At 38.5% G+C, this 21,771-nt stretch carries 34 protein-coding genes; all 34 read left to right on the forward strand.

Annotated features, from left to right (window positions below; all coding sequences use genetic code 11):
- Position 1 precedes the first annotated feature (1 nt).
- Positions 2 to 2,137: an elongation factor G gene (fusA, locus tag CDL10_RS09250; RefSeq protein ID WP_100678265.1), complete on the forward strand. Its 2,136-nt coding sequence runs from the start codon at positions 2 to 4 to the stop codon at positions 2,135 to 2,137.
- Between the two features lie 11 nt (positions 2,138 to 2,148).
- A complete protein-coding gene (gene rpsJ, locus CDL10_RS09255; RefSeq protein WP_100678266.1) occupies positions 2,149 to 2,454 on the forward strand; it encodes a 30S ribosomal protein S10 in 306 nt (101 codons plus the stop codon).
- Between the two features lie 97 nt (positions 2,455 to 2,551).
- Positions 2,552 to 3,169: a 50S ribosomal protein L3 gene (gene rplC, locus CDL10_RS09260; protein WP_100678267.1), complete on the forward strand. Its 618-nt coding sequence runs from the start codon at positions 2,552 to 2,554 to the stop codon at positions 3,167 to 3,169.
- Positions 3,169 to 3,798 (forward strand): 50S ribosomal protein L4, encoded by a 630-nt coding sequence (gene rplD, locus CDL10_RS09265; protein ID WP_100678268.1) that lies wholly within the window; start codon positions 3,169 to 3,171, stop codon positions 3,796 to 3,798. The genes rplC and rplD overlap by 1 nt, the downstream gene beginning before the upstream one ends.
- Positions 3,799 to 3,806: 8 nt before the next feature.
- Positions 3,807 to 4,094, forward strand: a complete 288-nt coding sequence (gene rplW / locus CDL10_RS09270) for a 50S ribosomal protein L23 (RefSeq protein WP_100678269.1) — start codon at positions 3,807 to 3,809, stop codon at positions 4,092 to 4,094.
- A gap of 5 nt (positions 4,095 to 4,099) precedes the next feature.
- Positions 4,100 to 4,924: a 50S ribosomal protein L2 gene (gene rplB, locus CDL10_RS09275; protein ID WP_100678270.1), complete on the forward strand. Its 825-nt coding sequence runs from the start codon at positions 4,100 to 4,102 to the stop codon at positions 4,922 to 4,924.
- A 13-nt stretch (positions 4,925 to 4,937) separates the two neighbouring features.
- Complete coding sequence (gene rpsS, locus CDL10_RS09280; RefSeq protein ID WP_100678271.1) at positions 4,938 to 5,216, forward strand: 30S ribosomal protein S19; 279 nt, start codon at positions 4,938 to 4,940, stop codon at positions 5,214 to 5,216.
- 9 nt (positions 5,217 to 5,225) lie between these two features.
- Positions 5,226 to 5,636, forward strand: a complete 411-nt coding sequence (gene rplV / locus CDL10_RS09285) for a 50S ribosomal protein L22 (RefSeq protein ID WP_100678272.1) — start codon at positions 5,226 to 5,228, stop codon at positions 5,634 to 5,636.
- Between the two features lie 8 nt (positions 5,637 to 5,644).
- The gene (rpsC, locus tag CDL10_RS09290) at positions 5,645 to 6,364 is read left to right on the forward strand and encodes a 30S ribosomal protein S3 (protein WP_100678273.1); all 720 of its coding nucleotides are present in this window, start codon (positions 5,645 to 5,647) and stop codon (positions 6,362 to 6,364) included.
- Positions 6,365 to 6,383: 19 nt separating this feature from the next.
- A complete protein-coding gene (gene rplP / locus CDL10_RS09295) occupies positions 6,384 to 6,803 on the forward strand; it encodes a 50S ribosomal protein L16 (RefSeq protein ID WP_100678274.1) in 420 nt (139 codons plus the stop codon).
- Positions 6,804 to 6,816: 13 nt separating this feature from the next.
- On the forward strand, positions 6,817 to 7,014 hold the full coding sequence (rpmC, locus tag CDL10_RS09300) for a 50S ribosomal protein L29 (RefSeq protein ID WP_100678275.1): 198 nt from the start codon (positions 6,817 to 6,819) through the stop codon (positions 7,012 to 7,014).
- Positions 7,015 to 7,026: 12 nt separating this feature from the next.
- The gene (gene rpsQ / locus CDL10_RS09305) at positions 7,027 to 7,284 is read left to right on the forward strand and encodes a 30S ribosomal protein S17 (RefSeq protein WP_100678276.1); all 258 of its coding nucleotides are present in this window, start codon (positions 7,027 to 7,029) and stop codon (positions 7,282 to 7,284) included.
- A gap of 2 nt (positions 7,285 to 7,286) precedes the next feature.
- Entirely contained in the window at positions 7,287 to 7,655 is a 369-nt protein-coding gene (gene rplN, locus CDL10_RS09310) for a 50S ribosomal protein L14 (RefSeq protein ID WP_100678277.1), read from the forward strand.
- 11 nt (positions 7,656 to 7,666) lie between these two features.
- Positions 7,667 to 7,987, forward strand: a complete 321-nt coding sequence (gene rplX / locus CDL10_RS09315) for a 50S ribosomal protein L24 (RefSeq protein ID WP_100678278.1) — start codon at positions 7,667 to 7,669, stop codon at positions 7,985 to 7,987.
- 2 nt (positions 7,988 to 7,989) lie between these two features.
- Entirely contained in the window at positions 7,990 to 8,541 is a 552-nt protein-coding gene (gene rplE / locus CDL10_RS09320; protein WP_100678279.1) for a 50S ribosomal protein L5, read from the forward strand.
- A gap of 5 nt (positions 8,542 to 8,546) precedes the next feature.
- A complete protein-coding gene (gene rpsN / locus CDL10_RS09325; RefSeq protein ID WP_100678280.1) occupies positions 8,547 to 8,816 on the forward strand; it encodes a 30S ribosomal protein S14 in 270 nt (89 codons plus the stop codon).
- Between the two features lie 63 nt (positions 8,817 to 8,879).
- Complete coding sequence (gene rpsH / locus CDL10_RS09330; protein ID WP_100678710.1) at positions 8,880 to 9,278, forward strand: 30S ribosomal protein S8; 399 nt, start codon at positions 8,880 to 8,882, stop codon at positions 9,276 to 9,278.
- A gap of 18 nt (positions 9,279 to 9,296) precedes the next feature.
- Positions 9,297 to 9,839 carry a 50S ribosomal protein L6 gene (gene rplF / locus CDL10_RS09335; RefSeq protein WP_100678281.1) on the forward strand — a complete coding sequence of 181 codons (543 nt, stop codon included), beginning with the start codon at positions 9,297 to 9,299 and terminating at the stop codon, positions 9,837 to 9,839.
- Between the two features lie 10 nt (positions 9,840 to 9,849).
- Complete coding sequence (gene rplR / locus CDL10_RS09340; protein ID WP_100678282.1) at positions 9,850 to 10,203, forward strand: 50S ribosomal protein L18; 354 nt, start codon at positions 9,850 to 9,852, stop codon at positions 10,201 to 10,203.
- 6 nt (positions 10,204 to 10,209) lie between these two features.
- On the forward strand, positions 10,210 to 10,734 hold the full coding sequence (rpsE, locus tag CDL10_RS09345) for a 30S ribosomal protein S5 (protein ID WP_100678283.1): 525 nt from the start codon (positions 10,210 to 10,212) through the stop codon (positions 10,732 to 10,734).
- A gap of 11 nt (positions 10,735 to 10,745) precedes the next feature.
- On the forward strand, positions 10,746 to 10,925 hold the full coding sequence (gene rpmD, locus CDL10_RS09350) for a 50S ribosomal protein L30 (RefSeq protein ID WP_100678284.1): 180 nt from the start codon (positions 10,746 to 10,748) through the stop codon (positions 10,923 to 10,925).
- Positions 10,926 to 10,936: 11 nt separating this feature from the next.
- Positions 10,937 to 11,389, forward strand: a complete 453-nt coding sequence (gene rplO, locus CDL10_RS09355; protein ID WP_100678285.1) for a 50S ribosomal protein L15 — start codon at positions 10,937 to 10,939, stop codon at positions 11,387 to 11,389.
- A gap of 14 nt (positions 11,390 to 11,403) precedes the next feature.
- Complete coding sequence (secY, locus tag CDL10_RS09360) at positions 11,404 to 12,750, forward strand: preprotein translocase subunit SecY (protein WP_100678286.1); 1,347 nt, start codon at positions 11,404 to 11,406, stop codon at positions 12,748 to 12,750.
- 7 nt (positions 12,751 to 12,757) lie between these two features.
- Positions 12,758 to 12,973 (forward strand): translation initiation factor IF-1, encoded by a 216-nt coding sequence (gene infA, locus CDL10_RS09365; RefSeq protein WP_010519234.1) that lies wholly within the window; start codon positions 12,758 to 12,760, stop codon positions 12,971 to 12,973.
- Between the two features lie 12 nt (positions 12,974 to 12,985).
- The gene (ykgO, locus tag CDL10_RS09370; protein ID WP_100678287.1) at positions 12,986 to 13,102 is read left to right on the forward strand and encodes a type B 50S ribosomal protein L36; all 117 of its coding nucleotides are present in this window, start codon (positions 12,986 to 12,988) and stop codon (positions 13,100 to 13,102) included.
- A gap of 2 nt (positions 13,103 to 13,104) precedes the next feature.
- Positions 13,105 to 13,479, forward strand: a complete 375-nt coding sequence (rpsM, locus tag CDL10_RS09375) for a 30S ribosomal protein S13 (RefSeq protein WP_100678288.1) — start codon at positions 13,105 to 13,107, stop codon at positions 13,477 to 13,479.
- A gap of 12 nt (positions 13,480 to 13,491) precedes the next feature.
- Positions 13,492 to 13,875 (forward strand): 30S ribosomal protein S11, encoded by a 384-nt coding sequence (rpsK, locus tag CDL10_RS09380; RefSeq protein ID WP_100678289.1) that lies wholly within the window; start codon positions 13,492 to 13,494, stop codon positions 13,873 to 13,875.
- An 83-nt stretch (positions 13,876 to 13,958) separates the two neighbouring features.
- Positions 13,959 to 14,564, forward strand: a complete 606-nt coding sequence (rpsD, locus tag CDL10_RS09385; protein ID WP_100678290.1) for a 30S ribosomal protein S4 — start codon at positions 13,959 to 13,961, stop codon at positions 14,562 to 14,564.
- 24 nt (positions 14,565 to 14,588) lie between these two features.
- Entirely contained in the window at positions 14,589 to 15,581 is a 993-nt protein-coding gene (locus CDL10_RS09390; protein WP_100678291.1) for a DNA-directed RNA polymerase subunit alpha, read from the forward strand.
- 32 nt (positions 15,582 to 15,613) lie between these two features.
- The gene (gene rplQ, locus CDL10_RS09395; RefSeq protein WP_100678292.1) at positions 15,614 to 16,126 is read left to right on the forward strand and encodes a 50S ribosomal protein L17; all 513 of its coding nucleotides are present in this window, start codon (positions 15,614 to 15,616) and stop codon (positions 16,124 to 16,126) included.
- A gap of 89 nt (positions 16,127 to 16,215) precedes the next feature.
- Entirely contained in the window at positions 16,216 to 17,328 is a 1,113-nt protein-coding gene (gene carA / locus CDL10_RS09400; RefSeq protein ID WP_100678293.1) for a glutamine-hydrolyzing carbamoyl-phosphate synthase small subunit, read from the forward strand.
- 118 nt (positions 17,329 to 17,446) lie between these two features.
- Positions 17,447 to 18,040, forward strand: a complete 594-nt coding sequence (locus CDL10_RS09405; protein ID WP_100678294.1) for a hypothetical protein — start codon at positions 17,447 to 17,449, stop codon at positions 18,038 to 18,040.
- Between the two features lie 96 nt (positions 18,041 to 18,136).
- On the forward strand, positions 18,137 to 19,429 hold the full coding sequence (gene eno / locus CDL10_RS09410) for a phosphopyruvate hydratase (RefSeq protein ID WP_100678295.1): 1,293 nt from the start codon (positions 18,137 to 18,139) through the stop codon (positions 19,427 to 19,429).
- Between the two features lie 228 nt (positions 19,430 to 19,657).
- Positions 19,658 to 21,706, forward strand: a complete 2,049-nt coding sequence (locus CDL10_RS09415) for a putative porin (RefSeq protein WP_100678296.1) — start codon at positions 19,658 to 19,660, stop codon at positions 21,704 to 21,706.
- Positions 21,707 to 21,771: the final 65 nt, after the last annotated feature.

The raw sequence follows: 21,771 nt of genomic DNA on the forward strand, positions 1-21,771 counted from the left end.
AATGGCAAGAGATTTAAAATTAACTAGAAATATCGGGATCGCTGCCCACATTGATGCGGGTAAAACAACAACAACAGAGCGTATCCTTTTTTATACAGGAAAAAATCATAAGATTGGAGAAACTCACGAAGGGTCTTCAACAACCGACTGGATGGAGCAAGAGGCAGAACGTGGTATTACCATTACTTCTGCTGCTGTAACAGTAGAGTGGAACTTTCCGATGGAAAACGGAAAACCGACTCCTGAGACGCAAAAATACCACTTTAACATCATTGATACTCCGGGACACGTTGACTTTACCGTAGAGGTAAATCGTTCTTTACGTGTATTGGACGGATTAGTGTTCTTGTTCTCCGCAGTAGATGGGGTTGAACCACAATCTGAAACCAACTGGAGATTAGCAGACAACTATAAAGTTCCTCGTATGGGATTCGTAAACAAAATGGATCGTCAGGGAGCTAACTTCTTAAATGTTTGTAATCAGGTTAAAGAAATGTTGGGTTCAAATGCAGTGCCAATCGTTTTACCAATCGGAGATGAAGCAGATTTCAAAGGAGTTGTGGATTTGATAAAAAACCGTGCTATTGTATGGCATGAGGAAAACCACGGATCTACTTTTGATATCGTTGATATTCCTGCAGATATGGTTGATGATGTAAAGGAATTCAGAGGAAAGCTTATTGAGGAAATCGCAGCGTATGACGAAAACTTGTTAGAGAAGTACATGGAAGATGAAAACTCTATTACAGAAGACGAGGTCAATGCTGCTTTAAGAGCTGCTACTTTGGATATGAGTATCATTCCGATGATGTGCGGATCTTCTTTCAAAAATAAAGGAGTTCAATTCATGATTGATGCCGTTTGTCGTTACTTACCGGCACCAACAGATAAAGAAGCGATTGACGGAACAAACCCTGATACAGACGAACCAATTGCTCGTAAACCATCAGTAAATGAGCCGTTCTCAGCATTGGCATTTAAAATCGCAACCGACCCATTCGTAGGTCGTTTAGCATTCTTCCGTGCTTATTCAGGAGGATTAGATGCAGGTTCTTACGTGTTGAATACACGTTCTGGTAACAAAGAACGTATCTCTCGTATCTACCAAATGCACGCTAACAAGCAAAATCCTATCGAAAGAATTGAAGCTGGAGATATTGGTGCTGCTGTAGGGTTTAAAGATATTAAAACAGGAGATACATTATGTGATGAGAAACACCCAATTGTGTTAGAATCTATGGATTTCCCTGATCCGGTAATTGGTATCGCGATTGAGCCTAAAACAAAAGCAGACGTTGATAAAATGGGTATGGCATTAGCTAAATTGGCTGAAGAAGATCCAACATTCACTGTTCGTACAGACCAAGCTTCCGGACAAACAATTATCTCTGGTATGGGGGAGTTGCACTTAGATATCATCGTTGACCGTATGCGTCGTGAATTCAAAGTGGAAGTAAACCAAGGAGAACCTCAGGTTGAGTACAAAGAGGCATTCACTAAAATCGCAGATCACCGTGAGGTTTATAAAAAACAATCTGGTGGACGTGGTAAATTCGGGGATATCGTATTCAAAATTGGTCCAGCTGACGAAGTTGATGGTAAACCATTCGTTGGATTACAGTTCGTTAACGAAGTAAAAGGTGGTAACGTACCAAAAGAATACATTCCTGCTGTAGAAAAAGGTTTCCGTGAGTCTATGAAACAAGGTCCTTTAGCTGGATTCGAAATGGATTCATTAAAAGTTACTTTAGTTGATGGTTCATACCACGCGGTGGATTCAGATGCTTTGTCGTTCGAATTGGCTGCTAAAATGGGATATAAAGAGTCTGCAAAAGCTGCGGGTGCTATTATCTTGGAACCAATCATGAAGTTAGAGGTATTAACTCCGGAAGAAAACATGGGAGATATCGTAGGAGATTTGAACCGTCGTCGCGGACAAATCAGCTCTATGGACGACAGAGCCGGTTCAAAAGTAGTAAAAGCTCTTGTTCCGCTTTCTGAAATGTTTGGATATGTAACAACATTGAGAACATTATCTTCCGGTAGAGCGACATCTACTATGGAGTTTTCTCACTACGAACAAACTCCTTCCAATATTCAGGAAGAGGTAATCAAAAATGCTAAAGGTAACGCTTAATTACAATAAAAATGAGTCAAAAAATCAGAATAAAATTAAAATCATACGATTATAACTTGGTAGATAAATCTGCTGAGAAAATCGTTAAAACTGTAAAAAGTACAGGAGCAGTGGTAACAGGACCAATACCTTTGCCGACTCACAAAAAAATCTTTACAGTATTACGCTCTCCACACGTGAACAAAAAATCACGTGAGCAATTTGAGTTGAGTTCATACAAAAGATTGTTAGATATCTACTCTTCTTCATCAAAAACTATCGATGCTTTGATGAAGTTGGAATTACCTTCAGGAGTAGAGGTTGAAATCAAAGTTTGATCTTAAGTTAATAAAAATTTGTTTATTTCAAGCATTGGTATTACTTTTGCCGATGCTTGAAAATTTTGTATAGTAAATAATTAATTAATAAATCATTATGTCTGGGTTAATTGGAAGAAAAATCGGCATGACCAGCTTATTTGACGAGAATGGTAAAAATATACCATGTACAGTCCTTGAAGTAGGTCCTTGTGTCGTTACCCAAGTCAGAACCAAAGAGGTAGACGGGTATGAAGCGTTGCAACTTGGTTTCGATGACAAAGCAGATAAAAGAGCGATCAAAGCTGAGCTAGGTCACTTTAAGAAAGCTGGAACATCTGCAAAGAAAAAAGTCGTTGAAATTCAAGAATTTGAAACGGAATACAAATTAGGTGATGTAATCACTGCAGATTTGTTTAACGAAGGCGACTTTGTAGATGTACAAGGTGTGTCTAAAGGTAAAGGATTCCAGGGTGTGGTAAAACGTCATGGGTTTGGCGGTGTCGGACAAGCGACGCACGGTCAGCACAACCGTTTGAGAGCACCGGGTTCTATCGGAGCGTCTTCTACGCCTTCACGTGTATTTAAAGGTATGCGTATGGCAGGAAGAATGGGAGGCGAGAAAGTAACAGTTCAAAACCTTAGAGTTTTAAAAGTAGTTGCGGATAAAAACCTTTTAGTAGTAAAAGGAGCAGTTCCGGGACACAAAAACTCTTACGTAATCGTTCAGAAGTAATGGAAGTAAAAGTATTAGATATAAACGGTAAAGAAACCGGAAGAACAATTGAACTTTCGGATTCTGTATTTGGTATCGAACCTAACCAACACGCAATTTATCTTGATGTAAAAAGATATTTGGCTGCACAGCGTCAAGGAACGCACAAGTCAAAAGAGCGTGGAGAGATTACCGGTTCAACCAGAAAAATCAAAAAACAAAAAGGTACTGGTACTGCACGTGCAGGATCAATCAAAAACCCTTTGTTCAGAGGTGGAGGTAGAGTTTTCGGACCACGTCCAAGAAATTATTCAATCAAATTGAATAAGAACCTGAAGAGATTAGCAAGAAAATCAGCAGTTTCTTTGAAAGCTCAAGAGTCTAATCTGGTTGTTGTAGAAGACTTCAACTTTGATGCTCCAAGCACTAAACAGTTTGTTAATGTGTTGAAAGCTTTAGGTTTAGAAAATAAAAAATCGTTGTTGGTGTTGGGAGAGTCAAATAAAAACGTATATTTGTCTTCTCGTAATTTGCGACGAGCTTCTGTTGTAACAGATTCAGGTGTAAGTACTTACGATGTTATGAATGCAAATTCATTGGTAATTACCGAGAGTTCTGTAGAAGGAATTGTTGAAAATTTAAGTAAATAATAGGGAAAATGAGTATATTAATCAAACCTATAATTACAGAAAAAGTAACTAAAGACGGTGAATTGTTTAATCGTTTTGCTTTTGTTGTTGATAAAAGAGCCAACAAAGTAGAGATTAAAAAAGCTGTTGAAAGTGCTTATGATGTAACGGTATTAGAAGTAAATACCATGATCTATAGAGCTAACCGTTCTGTGAAATACACAAAAAGCGGGATGATTAGCGGAAAAACTAATGCTTACAAAAAAGCAATAGTACAATTAAAAGAGGGAGAAACCATAGATTTTTATAATATCTAAGAAAAATGTCAGTTAGAAAATTAAAACCTATTACCCCGGGTCAGCGTTTTAGAGTTGTTAATGGTTTTGACGCTATTACAACTGATAAGCCGGAGCGCTCATTGTTAGCACCGAAAAAAAGCTCAGGAGGTAGAAATAGTCAAGGAAAAATGACTGTCCGTTACAAAGGAGGCGGTCATAAAAAGAGATATCGTTTAATCGATTTCAAAAGAAATAAGTTTGGCGTACCGGCTACAGTTAAGTCGATTGAGTACGATCCAAACAGAACTGCGTTTATTGCATTGTTGGCTTATGCTGACGGAGAGAAACGCTACATTATTGCTCCTTCCGGGTTACAGGTTGGGCAAACAGTAGTTTCCGGTCCAGATGCAGCACCGGAAGTAGGTAATACTATGCCGTTGGCAAACATTCCTTTAGGAACAGTAATTTCATGTATTGAATTGCGTCCGGGAGAAGGAGCTTTGATTGCACGTTCAGCAGGTACATTTGCTCAATTAGTAGCGAGAGACGGTAAATATGCAACAGTTAAAATGCCATCAGGAGAAATTCGTTTGGTGCTATTGACTTGTGTAGCAACTATTGGATCTGTATCTAACCACGATCACCAGTTACTTGTTTCAGGTAAGGCAGGTAGATCACGTTGGTTGGGCAGAAGACCACGTACGAGACCAGTAGCTATGAACCCGATTGATCACCCGATGGGAGGTGGTGAAGGACGTTCATCAGGAGGTCACCCGAGATCAAGAAACGGTATTCCTGCAAAAGGATATCGCACACGCTCTCGTGTTAAGTATAGTAATAAGTATATCGTCGAACGTAGAAAGAAATAATTAAGTAAAGAGTATGGCACGTTCATTAAAAAAAGGACCTTACGTTCATTTTAAACTTGAGAAAAAAGTTTTAGCGAACGCAGAAAACGGAAATAAAGCAGTGATCAAAACATGGTCAAGAGCGTCAATGATTACGCCTGACTTTGTAGGTCAAACTATTGCTGTTCACAACGGTCGTCAGTTTGTTCCTGTATATGTTACAGAAAACATGGTAGGACATAAATTAGGAGAGTTCTCGCCAACCCGTTCTTTTAGAGGACATGCGGGAGCTAAAAATAAAGGTAAAAAATAATAAGAAGCTATGGGAGTTCGAAAAAGACAAAGAGCTGAGCAGATAAAAGAAGCTAACAGACAGGTGGCTTTCGCTAAGCTGAATAATTGCCCAACTTCGCCTCGAAAAATGCGTCTGGTAGCAGACCTGGTAAGAGGTAAGCAAGTTGAACAAGCTCTAAACATATTGAGATTTAGCACTAAAGAAGCTTCAATTCGATTAGAAAAATTATTGCTTTCGGCAATCGCTAACTGGCAAGCTAAAAACGAAGAAGCAAATATCGAAGAAGCAGATTTGTTTATTAAAGAAATACGTGTTGACGGTGGAACAATGTTGAAACGTTTGCGTCCTGCACCGCAAGGTCGTGCACACCGAATCAGAAAACGTTCTAACCACGTAACAATCGTATTAGGGTCAAATAATAACACACAAAGCAATTAATAAAGAGTATGGGACAAAAGACTAATCCAATCGGAAATCGTTTAGGAATCATCAGAGGATGGGATTCTAACTGGTACGGTGGAAATGATTATGGAGATAAGCTTGCTGAAGATGCAAAAATCAGAAAGTATATCTATGCTCGTTTATCCAAAGCTAGTGTGTCAAAGATAATTATTGAGCGAACTTTGAAACTTGTAACCGTTACTATCACCACGGCTCGTCCCGGTATCATCATCGGAAAAGGCGGTCAGGAGGTAGACAAGCTAAAAGAAGAGCTTAAAAAGTTGACCGGAAAAGAGGTTCAAATCAATATTTTTGAAATTAAACGTCCGGAGCTTGATGCCTTTTTAGTAGGAACAAGCATCGCAAGACAAATCGAAAACCGTATTTCATACAGAAGAGCTATCAAAATGGCTATTGCGGCTGCAATGCGTATGAATGCGGAAGGAATCAAAGTAATGATTTCCGGTCGTTTGAATGGAGCAGAAATGGCTCGTTCAGAGAACTTCAAAGATGGTCGAATTCCACTTTCTACTTTCCGTGCCGATATTGATTATGCTTTGGCTGAAGCTCACACTACCTACGGTAGAATGGGTATCAAAGTATGGATCATGAAAGGTGAGGTATATGGCAAAAGAGATCTTTCTCCGTTAGCTGGTTTAGAGAAACAAAAATCTAAATCTTCAGGAAGATCATCAGCAGCAGGAAAACCAAGAAGAAGAAAGTAATTAAAAACACTAAAGAAAAATGTTACAACCTAAAAGAACAAAATACCGCAAGGTACAGAAAGGTAGAATGAAAGGATTGTCTCAAAGAGGAAATCAACTTTCTAACGGTATGTTTGGTATCAAATCTTTAGACTATTCATTTATTACTTCTCGTCAGATTGAGGCAGCTCGTATCGCAGCAACCCGTTATATGAAAAGAGAAGGACAATTGTGGATCAAAATTTTTCCAGATAAACCTATCACATCAAAACCATTAGAGGTACGTATGGGTAAAGGTAAAGGGGCTGTTGACCATTGGGCAGCAGTTGTAAAACCAGGAAGAATCATGTTTGAAGTAGGAGGAGTACCAAGAGAAGTGGCACAGGAAGCTTTGCGCTTAGCGGCACAAAAATTACCTGTTAAAACTAAATTTGTAATTGCGAGAGATTTTCAAGCTTAATTTTTGAATCATCATGAAACAATCAGAAATACAAAATCTATCTGAAACTGAATTAAGAGACAAACTTAGTGAGTTGCAGAATACTTATGCAGAACTAAAATCTGCACATGCGATTTCACCAATTGAAAACCCTCTTCAAATCAGAAATACAAGAAGAGCTATCGCAAGAGTAAATACTCAACTAAGAAAAATAGAATTACAACAATTGTAAGCTCCAGTTAAGATGGAAAAAAGAAATTTAAGAAAAGAAAGAATCGGTGTTGTGACCAGTAACAAAATGGACAAGTCTATCGTTGTTACTGAGACGAAAAGACAAAAACACCCTCTATACGGAAAGTTCGTGTTGAGAACTAAAAAATATGTTGCACACGACGACAAAAACGATTGTAACATTGGTGACACTGTTCGTATTATGGAAACACGACCATTGTCAAAAACCAAATGTTGGAGATTAGTTGAAATCATTGAAAGAGCTAAATAATTATGGTACAGCAAGAATCAAGATTAAAAGTAGCAGATAACACCGGGGCAAGAGAAGTATTGACAATCCGTGTGTTAGGAGGTACAAAACGTAGATATGCGTCTATCGGAGATAAAATTGTGGTTACTGTAAAAGAAGCTACACCAAACGGAAACGTTAAGAAAGGAACTGTTTCAACAGCAGTAGTTGTTCGTACCAAAAAAGAAGTACGAAGAGCTGATGGTTCTTATATCCGTTTCGATGATAATGCATGTGTATTGTTAAACGCAGCAGGCGAAATGAGAGGAACTCGTGTTTTTGGACCTGTGGCAAGAGAACTTCGTGATAAACAATTCATGAAGATTGTTTCACTAGCACCAGAAGTGCTTTAAATCAATATACGATGGCAAAGCTAAAGATAAAAACAGGAGATACCGTGAGAATCGTTACCGGAAAAGGTCGTCAAGACAAAGTGGAAGGTAAGGTTTTACGCGTATTGAAAGAAGAGAACAAGGTTGTCGTAGAAGGTTACAACGTAGTTTCCAAACACGTTAAACCAAGTGCAAGCAACCCTCAGGGAGGTATAGTTAAAAAAGAAGCTCCGGTACATATTTCCAATGTAGCGTTGATTGACCCGAAAACCAAACAACCTACACGTGTAGGCTTTGAGGTAAAAGGCGATAAAAAAGTGAGAGTTTCTAAAAAATCTAATCAAGAATTATAGTTATGGCTTACTTACCAAGACTTAAACAAGAATATAACGAGCGCGTAATCGCAGCTCTAAAAGAAGAATTCGGTTACAACAACGTAATGCAAGTTCCAAAGTTGCAAAAAATTGTTATCAGCCGAGGAGTAGGTGCTGCCGTATCTGATAAGAAATTAGTAGATTACGCAGTAGATGAATTGACTAAAATTTCAGGACAGAAAGCCGTAGCGACTTTGTCTAAAAAAGATGTAGCAACTTTCAAACTAAGAAAAGGAATGCCAATTGGAGCAAAAGTTACGCTTAGAGGAGAAAGAATGTACGAATTTTTAGACCGTTTAGTAACTTCTGCTTTACCACGCGTAAGAGATTTCGGCGGAATTAAAGCTAACGGTTTCGACGGTAGAGGAAATTACAACCTTGGAGTTACCGAGCAAATCATTTTCCCTGAAATTGATATCGACAAAGTAAATAAGATTGCCGGTTTTGATATTACCTTTGTAACAAGTGCTAATACAGACCAAGAGGCAAAATCATTATTAGCAGAGTTAGGATTACCATTTAAAAAGAACTAAGAGATATGGCTAAAGAATCAATGAAAGCCCGCGAGGCAAAAAGAGAAAAATTGGTTGCTAAATATGCAGCTAAAAGAAAAGCTCTTTTGGAAGCCGGCGATTACGAAGGGTTACAAAAATTACCAAAAAATGCTTCTCCGGTTCGTTTGCACAACCGTTGCAAATTAACAGGAAGACCACGTGGTTATATGAGACAATTTGGTATCTCAAGGGTAACTTTCCGTGAAATGGCTAATCAAGGACTTATACCAGGAGTTAGAAAAACAAGCTGGTAATAAATTAAATTTTAATTGGTTAAAGGTTCAAAAATTGAAAACCATAACCGCAAATCATTTTTTATGTATACAGATCCAATTGCAGATTATCTGACAAGAATTAGAAATGCATCGAGAGCAAACCACAAAGTGGTCGAAATCCCAGCATCTAATTTCAAAAAAGAAATCACAAAAATTTTGTTCGAACAAGGCTATATTTTGAGCTACAAGTTTGATGATTCTTCCGTACAAGGTGTCATCAAAATCGCTTTGAAATATGACAAAGACACTAAAGAGCCTGTTATCAGAGAAATTCAAAGAATCAGTAAACCAGGTTTGCGTCGATATTCTTCCTCTGCAGATTTACCAAGAATCCTTAACGGATTAGGTATCGCTATTGTGTCAACCTCAAAAGGGTTGATGACCGGTAAAAAAGCTAAACAGCTTAATGTTGGAGGAGAAGTTGTTTGTTACGTATACTAAAATATAAAGACTTAAGAAATGTCAAGAATAGGAAATAATCCAATCGCTATACCGGAAGGAGTAACTGTAGAAGTTACTGCAGACCAAGTAGTGGTTAAAGGAAAATTAGGAGAGCTTTCACAATCTTACGACGACGTAAGCGTGAAAGTAGAAGACGGTTCCGTAATCGTTGAAAGACCATCTGAAGTAAAACAAGTCAAAGCTAAGCACGGTTTGTACAGAAGTCTTATCAACAATATGATTGTGGGTGTATCAGAAGGATTTACAAAAGAACTCGAATTGGTTGGAGTAGGTTATCGTGCCTCAAACCAAGGTCAGAAATTAGATTTGGCATTGGGATTCTCTCACAATATCGTTCTTGAGATTGCTCCTGAAGTGAAAGTAGAAACAGTTTCAGAAAAAGGGAAAAACCCAATCGTGAAATTGTCTTCTGCCGACAAACAATTGGTAGGGCAGGTTGCAGCAAAGATCAGATCTTTCCGTAAGCCTGAGCCATACAAAGGAAAAGGAGTTAAATTTGTTGGAGAACAACTAAGAAGAAAAGCAGGTAAATCAGCTTAAAATTTGAGTTATGGCATTTAAGAAATCCGAAAGAAGACAAAACATTAGATACAGAATTAGAAAAGTAGTGGACGGTACAGCCGAAAGACCACGCTTGTCTGTATTCAGAAGTAATAAAGAAATCTATGCACAAATCATAGATGATGTGAACGGAGTGACATTGGCAGCTGCCTCATCAAGAGACAAAGAGGTTAATGCTGAGGGGACTAAAACCGAAATGGCAGTAGCAGTAGGCAAAGCCATCGCAGAAAAAGCCCTGAAAGCAGGAATCGAAAAAGTATCTTTCGACCGAGGTGGATATCTGTATCACGGAAGAGTTAAATCATTAGCAGACGGTGCAAGAGAAGCCGGCTTAAAATTCTAAGAAATTATGTTTAAAAGTTATAAAAACGTAGAATTTGTAAAACCCAGCGGACTTGAACTTAAAGACCGTTTGGTTAGTGTAAACCGCGTTACCAAAGTAACAAAAGGAGGTAGAGCTTTTGGTTTTGCTGCCGTTGTAGTTGTAGGTGACGGAAATGGAGTGGTAGGACACGGATTGGGTAAATCCAAAGATGTTTCTGAAGCGATTGCTAAAGCCGTGGAAGATGCTAAGAAAAACTTAGTACGTGTGCCATTACACGACTCAACTATCCCGCATGAACAAAAAGGAAAATACTCCGGAGCGAGAGTTCTTTTAATGCCGGCATCGAAAGGTACCGGGGTGATTGCAGGTGGTTCAGTACGTGCCGTGTTAGAATCAGCAGGGGTTCATAATGTATTGACAAAATCTCAAGGTTCGTCAAACCCTCACAACGTAGTGAAAGCTACTTTCGATGCTTTGTTGAATATGCGTAGTGCAGCTACCATCGCAAAACAAAGAGGGATTACATTGGAACAAGTGTTTAAATCTTAATTGTAAGCGTTATGTCAAAAATTAGAGTAAAACAAGTCAGAAGTAAGATTAATTGTCCTGAAAACCAAAAAAGAACTTTGGCAGCTTTAGGATTAAAAAAAATCGGACAAGTTGTTGAGCATGATGATACGCCGACAATTCAAGGAATGGTAAATAAAGTTAAACATTTAGTTTCTGTTGAAACTAATTAAAATAACGAATAATGAATTTAAGCAACTTAAAACCAGCTGAAGGTTCTACACACAACCAAAATAAAAGATTAGGACGAGGAGAAGGTTCCGGAAAAGGTGGCACAGCATCAAGAGGTCACAAAGGAGCCAAGTCACGTTCAGGATATTCCAGAAAAATTGGTTTTGAAGGAGGGCAAATGCCTTTACAACGTAGATTACCAAAATTCGGTTTCAACAATATTAACAGAGTAGAGTATGTAGGAATCAACTTAGACACATTACAGTCTATGGTTGACAACGGAATCATCACTGATACTGTTGATATCGAAACTTTAGTGGACAACAGAATTACTTCAAAAAATAGCTTAGTAAAGATTTTAGGTAGAGGAGAGCTAAAAACAAAATTGAAAGTAACAGCTCACAAATTTACTGCTTCGGCTAAGGCAGCTATTGAAGCCGCAGGTGGAGAAGCAGTAACCGTATAATATCTTTAAAACTTATGAAGAAGTTTTTTGAAACATTATCTAATATCTGGAAAATTGAAGAGTTAAAGAATAAAATTTTATTCACACTCGGATTGTTACTTGTGTATCGTTTCGGTGCACAAGTAACTTTGCCAGGTATAGATGCGACCAAATTACAAGGCCTGTCAAGTCAAACCGAACAAGGTTTGGGTGCATTATTAGACGCATTTACCGGAGGAGCATTTTCGCAAGCCTCTGTTTTTGCATTAGGGATTATGCCTTATATCTCTGCATCCATTATTGTTCAATTGATGGGAATCGCTGTACCGTATCTGCAAAAACTACAGAATGACGGAGAAAGCGGACGAAAAAAAATGACCCAAATCACAAGGTGGCTAACCATTGCTATTACCTTGGTTCAGGGTCCTGCATATATCTATAACCTATATGCACAGTTACCTTCCGACGCATTTTTGCTCGGGTTTAACTCATTTTCGTTCTTATTCTCATCAGTGTTGATTTTGACAACAGGTACTGTTTTTGCGATGTGGTTGGGAGAGAAAATTACTGACAAAGGAATCGGTAACGGTATATCACTACTCATCATGGTAGGGATTATAGCAAGAATGCCTATCTCTTTCGTACAGGAAATTCAAACCAGAACTGCTGCCGGAGGAAACGGAGGAGCCATGATGATTGTATTAGAAATCATTATCTGGTTACTACTTATTCTGGCATGTGTTTACCTTACCATAGCAGTACGCAGAATTCCGGTGCAATATGCAAGACGCAGTGCGTCCGGAACTTATGATGCCGCATCAGTGTCAGGTAACCGACAATGGATACCGCTCAAAGTGAATGCTTCGGGAGTAATGCCAATCATCTTTGCTCAGGCAATTATGTTTGTACCGCCTGCATTAGCAGGACTATCATCTTCCGATACTGCACAGTATATTTCTAATACGTTCGGTAACATTTTCGGGTGGGAATACAATGTTGTTTTCGCTTTATTGATCATCATCTTTACCTATTTCTATACAGCAATTACTGTACCGACAAACAAGATGGCAGATGATTTGAAAAGAAGCGGAGGATTTATTCCAAGTGTACGACCTGGTGCCGATACAGCAGACTATCTGGACAGAATAATGTCTTTAATTACATTTCCGGGTTCATTGTTTTTAGCTTTTGTTGCAATATTTCCGGCAATTGCCGTATCTTTGCTCGGCGTTCAACAAGGTTGGGCAATGTTTTATGGAGGAACATCATTATTGATTATGGTAAGTGTTGCGATAGATACCATTCAACAGGTAAATTCGTACTTGCTTAATAAACAGTATGATGGATTGATGAGAACAGGAAAAAACAGAAGGTCATTATAATTGATTTATGGCAAAACAACCAGCAATAGAACAAGACGGAACCATCATTGAAGCATTGTCAAATGCGATGTTCCGGGTAGAATTAGAAAACGGTCACATAGTAACTGCACATATTTCGGGGAAAATGCGAATGCACTACATTAAGCTTTTGCCCGGCGATAAAGTAAAGTTGGAAATGAGTCCTTACGATTTGACCAAAGCACGTATAACATATAGATATTAAAGCTGAAAAATAATGAAAGTAAGAGCATCAGTAAAAAAGAGAAGTGCCGATTGTATAGTGGTACGTAGAAAAGGAAGAGTTTACGTAATAAACAAAAAAAATCCTAGATTTAACCAAAGACAAGGGTAATTATGGCAAGAATAGCAGGGGTAGATTTACCTAAAAATAAAAGAGGAATCATCGCTTTAACATACATCTACGGAGTTGGTTCCAGCAGAGCAAAAGAGATTTTAGCAAAAGCAAACGTTAGTGAAGATAAAAAAGTAACAGACTGGAATGATGATGACATCGCCGGAATTCGTGAAGCAGTATCTCACTACACTATTGAAGGAGAATTGCGTTCAGAAACTTCATTGAACATCAAACGTTTGATGGATATCGGTTGTTACAGAGGTATCCGACACAGAATTGGTCTGCCATTGAGAGGACAACGCACTAAAAACAATTCAAGAACAAGAAAAGGTAAGAAAAAAACTGTTGCTAACAAGAAAAAAGCAACTAAATAATAAGTAGTAAATATGGCTAAAGCAAATACAAAGAAACGCAAAGTTGTTATTGAAGCTACAGGCGAGGCACACATCAGTGCTACCTTTAACAATATTATCATCTCTTTGACAAACAAAAAAGGAGAAGTGATTTCTTGGGCATCTGCCGGTAAAATGGGATTCAGAGGTTCTAAGAAAAATACACCATACGCAGCTCAGTTAGCAGCCGAAGAATGTACAAAAGTAGCATTCGAAGCAGGATTGAGAAAAGTAAAAGTGTACGTTAAAGGTCCGGGTAACGGAAGAGAATCAGCTATCCGTTCAATTCATAATAGTGGAGTAGAAGTTACTGAAATTATCGATGTAACACCACTTCCGCACAACGGTTGTCGTCCTCCTAAAAGAAGAAGAGTATAATTTATTTGAGTATAAACCAGACAGGATTAAGATTATCGGAGGATTGACCTGAATTCATAATCCCTGTCTAAATTAATTTTAAAATGGCAAGATATACTGGTCCAAAAACTAAAATCGCCCGAAGATTCGGTGAACCGATTTTTGGTGATGACAAATCACTCGAAAGAAAAAATTACCCTCCGGGACAACATGGTTTGGCTCGTAAAAGAGGTAAAAAATCTGAATATTCTATTCAGTTGCAGGAAAAACAAAAAGCAAAAGCAATTTACGGAATATTGGAAAAACAATTTCGTGGTCTTTTCAAAAAAGCATCTGCAGCAAGAGGAGTTACAGGTGAAGTATTGATTCAACTATGTGAGTCAAGATTAGACAACGTAGTTTATCGTATGGGAATTGCTCCAAGCAGACGCGGTGCAAGACAGTTGGTATCACACAGACACATTACTGTGAACGGAGAAGTAGTAAACATTCCGTCATACCAATTGAAAGCCGGAGACAAAGTAGCTGTCCGCGAAAAATCTAAAACATTAGAAGTTATCCAAAACGCTCTTTCCGCTTCCAACGAAGTATATGAGTGGATAACATGGAATAATGACACTAAAGAAGGTACATACGTGAACATACCTGAAAGATTACAAGTTCCTGAAAACATCAATGAACAGCTAATCGTAGAGTTATACAACAAATAATAATTGACATTTAGTCTAAACAATATGGCATTATTTAATTTTCAAAAGCCCGATAAAGTTATCATGATTGACTCAACTGAGTTTAAGGGGAAATTCGAATTCAGACCTCTTGAACCAGGATATGGGTTGACCGTTGGTAATGCACTGAGAAGAGTTCTCTTGTCGTCCCTTGAGGGATACGCCATCACATCTGTAAAAATTGAAGGCGTTGAGCATGAGTTCTCTGCTATTGCCGGAGTGGTTGAAGATGTAACCGAAATCATTCTGAATCTAAAACAGATTCGTTTGAAAAAACAAATCGATGATGTAGATAATGAATCGGTAAGCATTTCTTTTTCAGGTAAAAATCAGCTTACTGCTGGTGATTTCCAAAAATTTATTTCAGGATTCCAAGTGCTTAACCCCGACTTAGTGGTTTGTAACCTGGAAGAAAAAGTAAATTTATCTATGGAACTTACCATAGAAAAGGGTAGAGGATACGTTCCGGCCGAAGAAAATAAAAAAGCCAACGCTCCTATTGGAACAATTTTCGTAGATTCTATTTACACTCCTGTTAAAAACGTTAGATACGCAATCGAAAACTATCGTGTGGAGCAAAAAACAGACTATGAAAAACTGGTTTTAGACATTGTTACAGACGGGTCAATCCACCCAAAAGACGCCTTGACTGAAGCAGCCAAAACATTGATTCATCACTTCATGTTATTCTCTGACGAAAGAATAACACTTGAAGCTGACGAAATTGCTCAATCAGATTCTTACGACGAAGAATCATTACACATGAGACAGCTATTGAAAACTAAACTAGTTGATATGGACTTGTCTGTGAGAGCATTAAATTGTTTGAAGGCAGCCGAAGTAGATACTTTAGGCGACTTAGTAACATTTAGCAGAAGCGATTTGATGAAATTCAGAAACTTCGGAAAAAAATCTTTGGCAGAGTTGGAAGAACTTGTTGAAGTCAAAGGATTAGATTTCGGAATGGATCTCTCAAAATATAAATTAGATAAAGAATAAGTTGGACTATAAAGTCCTAATTCCAAAAGAAAATGAGACACGGAAAAAAAGTATATAAACTAGGAAGAAAAACCGGACACAGACGTGCGTTGTTGGCAAATATGTCTAGTTCATTAATTGAACACAAACGTATCAATACTACTTTGACCAAAGCTAAAGCTCTTCAGCAATTCGTTGAACCTTTGGTGACCAAAGCGAAAACTGACGACACACATAACCGAAGAGTAGTTTTCTCTTATGTAAGAGATAAACATGCGGTTACTGAGTTGTTCAGAACAATTGCTCCAAAAGTGGGTGATCGTCCGGGAGGATACACACGTATCATCAAATTAGGGAATCGTCTTGGCGACAACGCTGAGATGGCAATGATTGAATTCGTAGATTTCAACGAGTTGTACAACGCTGACAAAAAAGAAGCGAAGAAAACAACACGTAGAGGTAGAAGAAAATCTACAAAAACAGAAGAAGTTGTAGCCGAAACTACTGAAGTGGAAAACAAAGTAGAAGAAGCAAACGATACTGAAACTAAAGAAACCAAAGAATAATGATTATTGGTTTTTAAAATAAGAAAAGGGCAAACGCAATTAATGTTTGTCCTTTTTTTTGCCAAAATTTGAACAATCAAAAATAAGATATGAAATACCAACACAGAAAAAGAGCGATTATATTACTCGAAGATGGTACTATCTTCTACGGAAAATCAGTAGGTATTGAAGGAACAACTTTCGGGGAAATATGTTTCAATACCGGAGTAACCGGCTATCAGGAAATTTTTACAGACCCGTCTTATTACAAACAAATCATGGTTTCGACCACTGCACATGTCGGGAATTATGGCGTAACCGATGTCGATACCGATTCGTCAGACATTCAGATAGCAGGTTTAGTTTGCCGGAACTTTAGCTATACCTATTCCAGACCCGCGGCCACAGATTCTTTGTACAATTATTTTGAGAAAAAAGGATTGGTTGCCGTTTCTGATGTTGATACCAGAGCATTAACTGCCCATATTCGCGATAACGGTGCGATGAATGCTGTCATTTCTACCGACGGAAAGTCTGTGGAAGAGTTGAAAGCATTATTGACAGAAGTGCCAAGTATGGAGGGTATGGAATTGGCGTCAAAAGTTTCTACCAAAGAACCTTATTTCTTCGGAGAAGAAAATGCGACTTACAAAGTTGCTGCGATGGATTTTGGTATCAAAACAAACATATTGAGATGTCTGGCAGAAAGAGATTGTTATGTCAAAGTATTTCCATACAACAGCACCAAAGAGCAACTCGACAGCTTTAATCCGGACGGATATTTCTTGTCTAACGGACCGGGCGACCCGCAGCCGCTGACCGAGGTGGTTAAAGAAGTAACCAAAATTATCCAGTCAAGCAAGCCGGTTTTCGGTATCTGTCTGGGACATCAGCTCATCGCACTTTCTCATGGCGTGAACACCTATAAAATGTTTAACGGCCACCGCGGAATCAACCATCCGGTAATGAACATCAACACCGGAAAAGGCGAAATCACTTCTCAGAATCACGGTTTTGCCGTAGTGCGTGAAGAGGTCGAAAACCACGCTGATTTAGAGATTTCTCACTACCATATCAACGATAATACCGTGGCAGGAATCCGGTTGAAAAACAAACCGGTCTTTTCGGTACAATACCATCCAGAAGCCAGTCCGGGACCACATGATTCCCGTTATTTGTTTGATGATTTTGTAGAAAATATGAAAGCACAAAAACAAGGGTAAATAATATGTAAAGCCGGAAGAAATTCCGGTTTTTTTGTTTTTCTGTAAGTTGTTTTTTTCTAAAAATTTGTTTTAACTCATAATTGTTGCGATATTGTGAAGAATAAAAATAAATATCATGAAAAAAATAGTTGTTTTATTAACCATTTTTGCCGTTTTTTATTCTTGTAAAAATGAACAAACAGAAAAAATAGAAGAGCCGATATTGAGCGAGGAAGCGATTACTAATTTTGCTTCTAATATTAATTTTTTTGATACAATCAGGACAGATACCATACCATTATTTGAAACGAATAAAATAGCTGACCTGAACCAAAATATTCAGATTCTAGAACAATTTGACAATGAAGTTAAAGGCTTAATCGATGGCTATAAATTTATAAAGGAGGAAAATGCTCCGGAAGTAAATCTGGTCACATACAAATTGAATCATATAAACACAAAAATGTTCATCACAGATTTAGTATTTTGGAATGCCCAAACCAAAACACCTATTGAAGTTATTCCGTATCCTGCCAAACCAGAATTTCCGTTTATGAAATGCCCGGAAGGTTGGTCTGGCGGTCAGGAATACGACGCCAGCGAACTCGTAACTCAGGTAAAAGATATTCTGTCAAAAGAATTAGAAAAAGAGTGTTTGGAAATAAGGTTCGTGAATAACCTTTCTCAAACAAAGTTATGTTATAAAACTTGCCAGACCGGCTTGAAATAACTATTCAAATTCTGATGGCTGAAATCCGTCTGCCTAAGATTAAAAACCAAAAAAATAATTACATTTGCAGAACTAAATCATACAACACAATTTTAGATGAGCACCATTATAAAAATTCACGCCAGACAAATTCTGGATTCACGCGGAAATCCGACCGTTGAAGTAGATGTAGTTACAGAAAACGGCATATTGGGCAGGGCAGCAGTCCCTTCCGGAGCATCTACCGGAGAACATGAAGCGGTTGAACTTCGAGACGGAGGAAAAAATTTCATGGGTAAAGGCGTATTGAATGCGGTAAATAATGTAAATACCATTATTGCAGAAAACATTGTAGGGCATAGTGTCTTTGAACAAAATACCATCGATCAGGTGATGATTGACCTTGATGGTACACCAAATAAATCCAACCTCGGAGCGAATGCTATTCTGGGTGTTTCTCTGGCGGTTGCCAAAGCTGCAGCTAACGAGCTGGGACTGCCGTTGTATCGCTACATTGGCGGAGTATCTGCCAACACTTTACCGGTGCCGATGATGAATATCATCAATGGAGGTTCACACTCCGACGCACCGATTGCGTTTCAGGAATTTATGATTATGCCTGTAAAAGCCGATAATTTTTCCAAAGCTTTACAGATGGGAACAGAAGTGTTTCATCATTTGAAAAAAGTGCTACACGACCGGAATCTGAGCACGGCAGTAGGCGATGAAGGTGGTTTTGCTCCGACATTGAACGGAACCGAAGATGCCTTGGACAGCATCAAAAAAGCGGTGGAAAATGCCGGATATACTTTCGGGGAAGATATTATGATTGCTTTGGATTGTGCCGCTTCTGAATTTTATGTAAACGGAAAATACGATTATACCAAATTTGAAGGTGACAAAGGCGTGGTGCGTACTGCTGAAGAACAGGCGGAATATCTGGCACAGCTTTGTGAGCAATACCCGATTATCTCTATCGAAGACGGTATGCAGGAAGACGATTGGGAAGGTTGGAAATCATTGACAGATAAAATCGGAAATAATGTGCAGTTGGTAGGCGACGACTTGTTTGTAACCAATGTTCGCCGCTTGGAAAAAGGAATCAATGAAAATACGGCAAATTCTATTCTGATTAAAGTAAATCAAATTGGCACGCTCACAGAAACCATTGCGGCAGTAGAAATGGCTCATCGTGCCGGATACACCTCAGTGATGTCACACCGCTCAGGCGAAACCGAAGACAATACTATCGCTGATTTGGCGGTGGCGTTAAATTGCGGACAAATCAAAACCGGTTCGGCGTCACGTTCAGACCGTATGGCAAAATATAACCAGTTGCTTCGCATCGAGGAGGAATTGAGTGACGTGGCATACTATCCGCAGGAAAAAGCTTTTAAAGTAAGTAGATAATAGTAAAGAGTCTATTTAATTTTTTGAGGTCATAATAATTATGTGTTTTTAAACTTTGTAAAGGTATTTAAACATGACGCTTGTCATTCCGTAGGAATCTCTGTAAAGATGCTTACAGCATGACGAATAAAACGTTGAATTCAAAATATCGTTGAATTCAACGTTTTGAATATTATCTATTGACCTCTAACATTACAGAAAAAAGTTACCTTTGTAAAAAAATGGTCTATGCAAAAATGGCTGCTTATTTTTTTGTTGATGTCTGTTTCGGTTTTTGCTCAGCGAAAACCGTTGCGAGGCGTTGGCGGAACTGATTTACAGAAAGTAGAATCAAGAGGAATACAATTCGGGAATAATGCCATTCGCACAGATAGCGTAAAAGGAATCCGGACGCAACTGCAAGACAGTATCCCGCCGATAGAAAGCTATTTAATCAAAGATTATCAGGATTATCTGACGACTTTCGACACGACTTTGACCATTCAAAAACACTACGCAGTCAATTATCTTCGCAGAGATGAATTCGGATTGCTGCCTTTTGCCAACGACGGACAAACCTACAATACATTAGATTTCGGTATCAGGCAGTATCAGGCTTATCCCGTTATCGGGTTTGGAGCAAGACAGTTTGCCTATCAGCAGGCGGAAGATGTCAATTATTATCATGTTCCCACGCCAGCGTCTGAGTTGTATTACCGTTCGGCAATTCAGCAAGGACAGACTTTAGACGCTCTTTTTACCACCAATTTAAACGAACAGTTGAATGTTTTTATCGGCTACAAAGGACTTCGTTCCAACGGAAGATATATCAACCAACTGACGAGTAACGGAAATTTCAAAATAGGTGGTTCTTATCTCTCTAAAAACAATAGATACCGACTGAAAACGCATATTGCCGTTCAGGATATTTCTACACAGGAAAACGGCGGAATTACCGACCTGGATTTGTTCCTCAGTAGCGAGGATATTTATTCCAACCGTGAACGTTTAAACGTGTTTTTCAGAGATGCCACTTCCTTGTATAAAGGATTCAGAGGATATTTACAGCATCGGTTTAATTTTGTTCAAACCGAAAATGATAATGCTATGGCATTGAAACATGTTTTTCGCTATGAATATCTGACCAATTCCTTCACGCAGGGCAATACCAATCCCGATAATTATTTTACAGAAAACGACGGAACCCAGCCGGAATCTAACCGGATTGAAAATTATTATGGCAAAAGTTTTTCCAGTAACATCAATGACAAAGTGCGTAACCGGAACCTTTACAATCAATTGGCATTGAGTTACGATAATGGTAAATTAGGCGAATTGTCTTTCGGAATAGAACATTTTGGTTATAATTATTACTATCATTCTCAAATGCTTGGCGAAAGCGGTGAAGTCTTAGTACCCAATTCGTTGCAGGTCGATATGATTAGCGTAGTCGGTAATTATCAGTTGAGAACCAGTAAAGTAGATGCCGATTTTTCTGCTCGTCAATCCATAGTAGGCAACACGTTGAGCGAGTTGAGCGGATTATTTGCCTATCAGCCTTGGGAAAAAATACAGGTTTTGGCAAAGTATGAATTCATCAGTAAGCAACCTCGTTTTACCCAACAGCTTTTCCAGAGTAACTATGTGGAATACAATTGGTACAACGAATTCAACAACGAAAAGATTAATCGTTTGCAGGCGAATATTCAAACACCTTGGTTGAATATCGGTGCCGATTATCAGCTGTTGCACGACAAAGTGTATTTTAGCCTGGATAATCCTCCGGTTGATGACCAAAACAGAATCCGTCAGGTTGTTCTCGCTCCAAAACAATACAGCAAAGCGATAAATTATCTGGGAATCAGATTACAGAAGGAATTTACATTCGGGAAATTCGCTTTAGATAATACCGTATTGTATCAGGTGGTTACACAAGAAGAAAGCGTGTTGAACCTGCCTAAGTTTACAATAAGAAACACGCTTTATTATTCCGACTATTGGTTTGACAAAGCATTGTTTCTGCAAACAGGTTTTACTTTCCAGTATTTTACTGAATATTATGCAGACGGTTATCTGCCGGTTATCGGAGATTTCTATACCCAAACTCACAGCAAAATTGGGAATTACCCGGTGCTGGATTTTTTCTTTAATGCCAAAATCCGTACAGCGAGGGTGTTTCTTAAAGTTGAAAACTTCAACCAGAAACTGATGAAAAAGAACAAGCATTACGCTGCACCGGGTTATCCGTACCGTGATATGACAATCCGCATCGGGATAATATGGGATTTCTTTAGTTAAGAAAAATCCTTTATTCTGAAGTAAAAACCACGCATAAAATAACCGAAAGAGGAATTTAAGCAGAT

Source organism: Avrilella dinanensis (assembly GCF_002807015.1).
GTDB lineage: Bacteria > Bacteroidota > Bacteroidia > Flavobacteriales > Flavobacteriaceae > Flavobacterium > Flavobacterium dinanensis.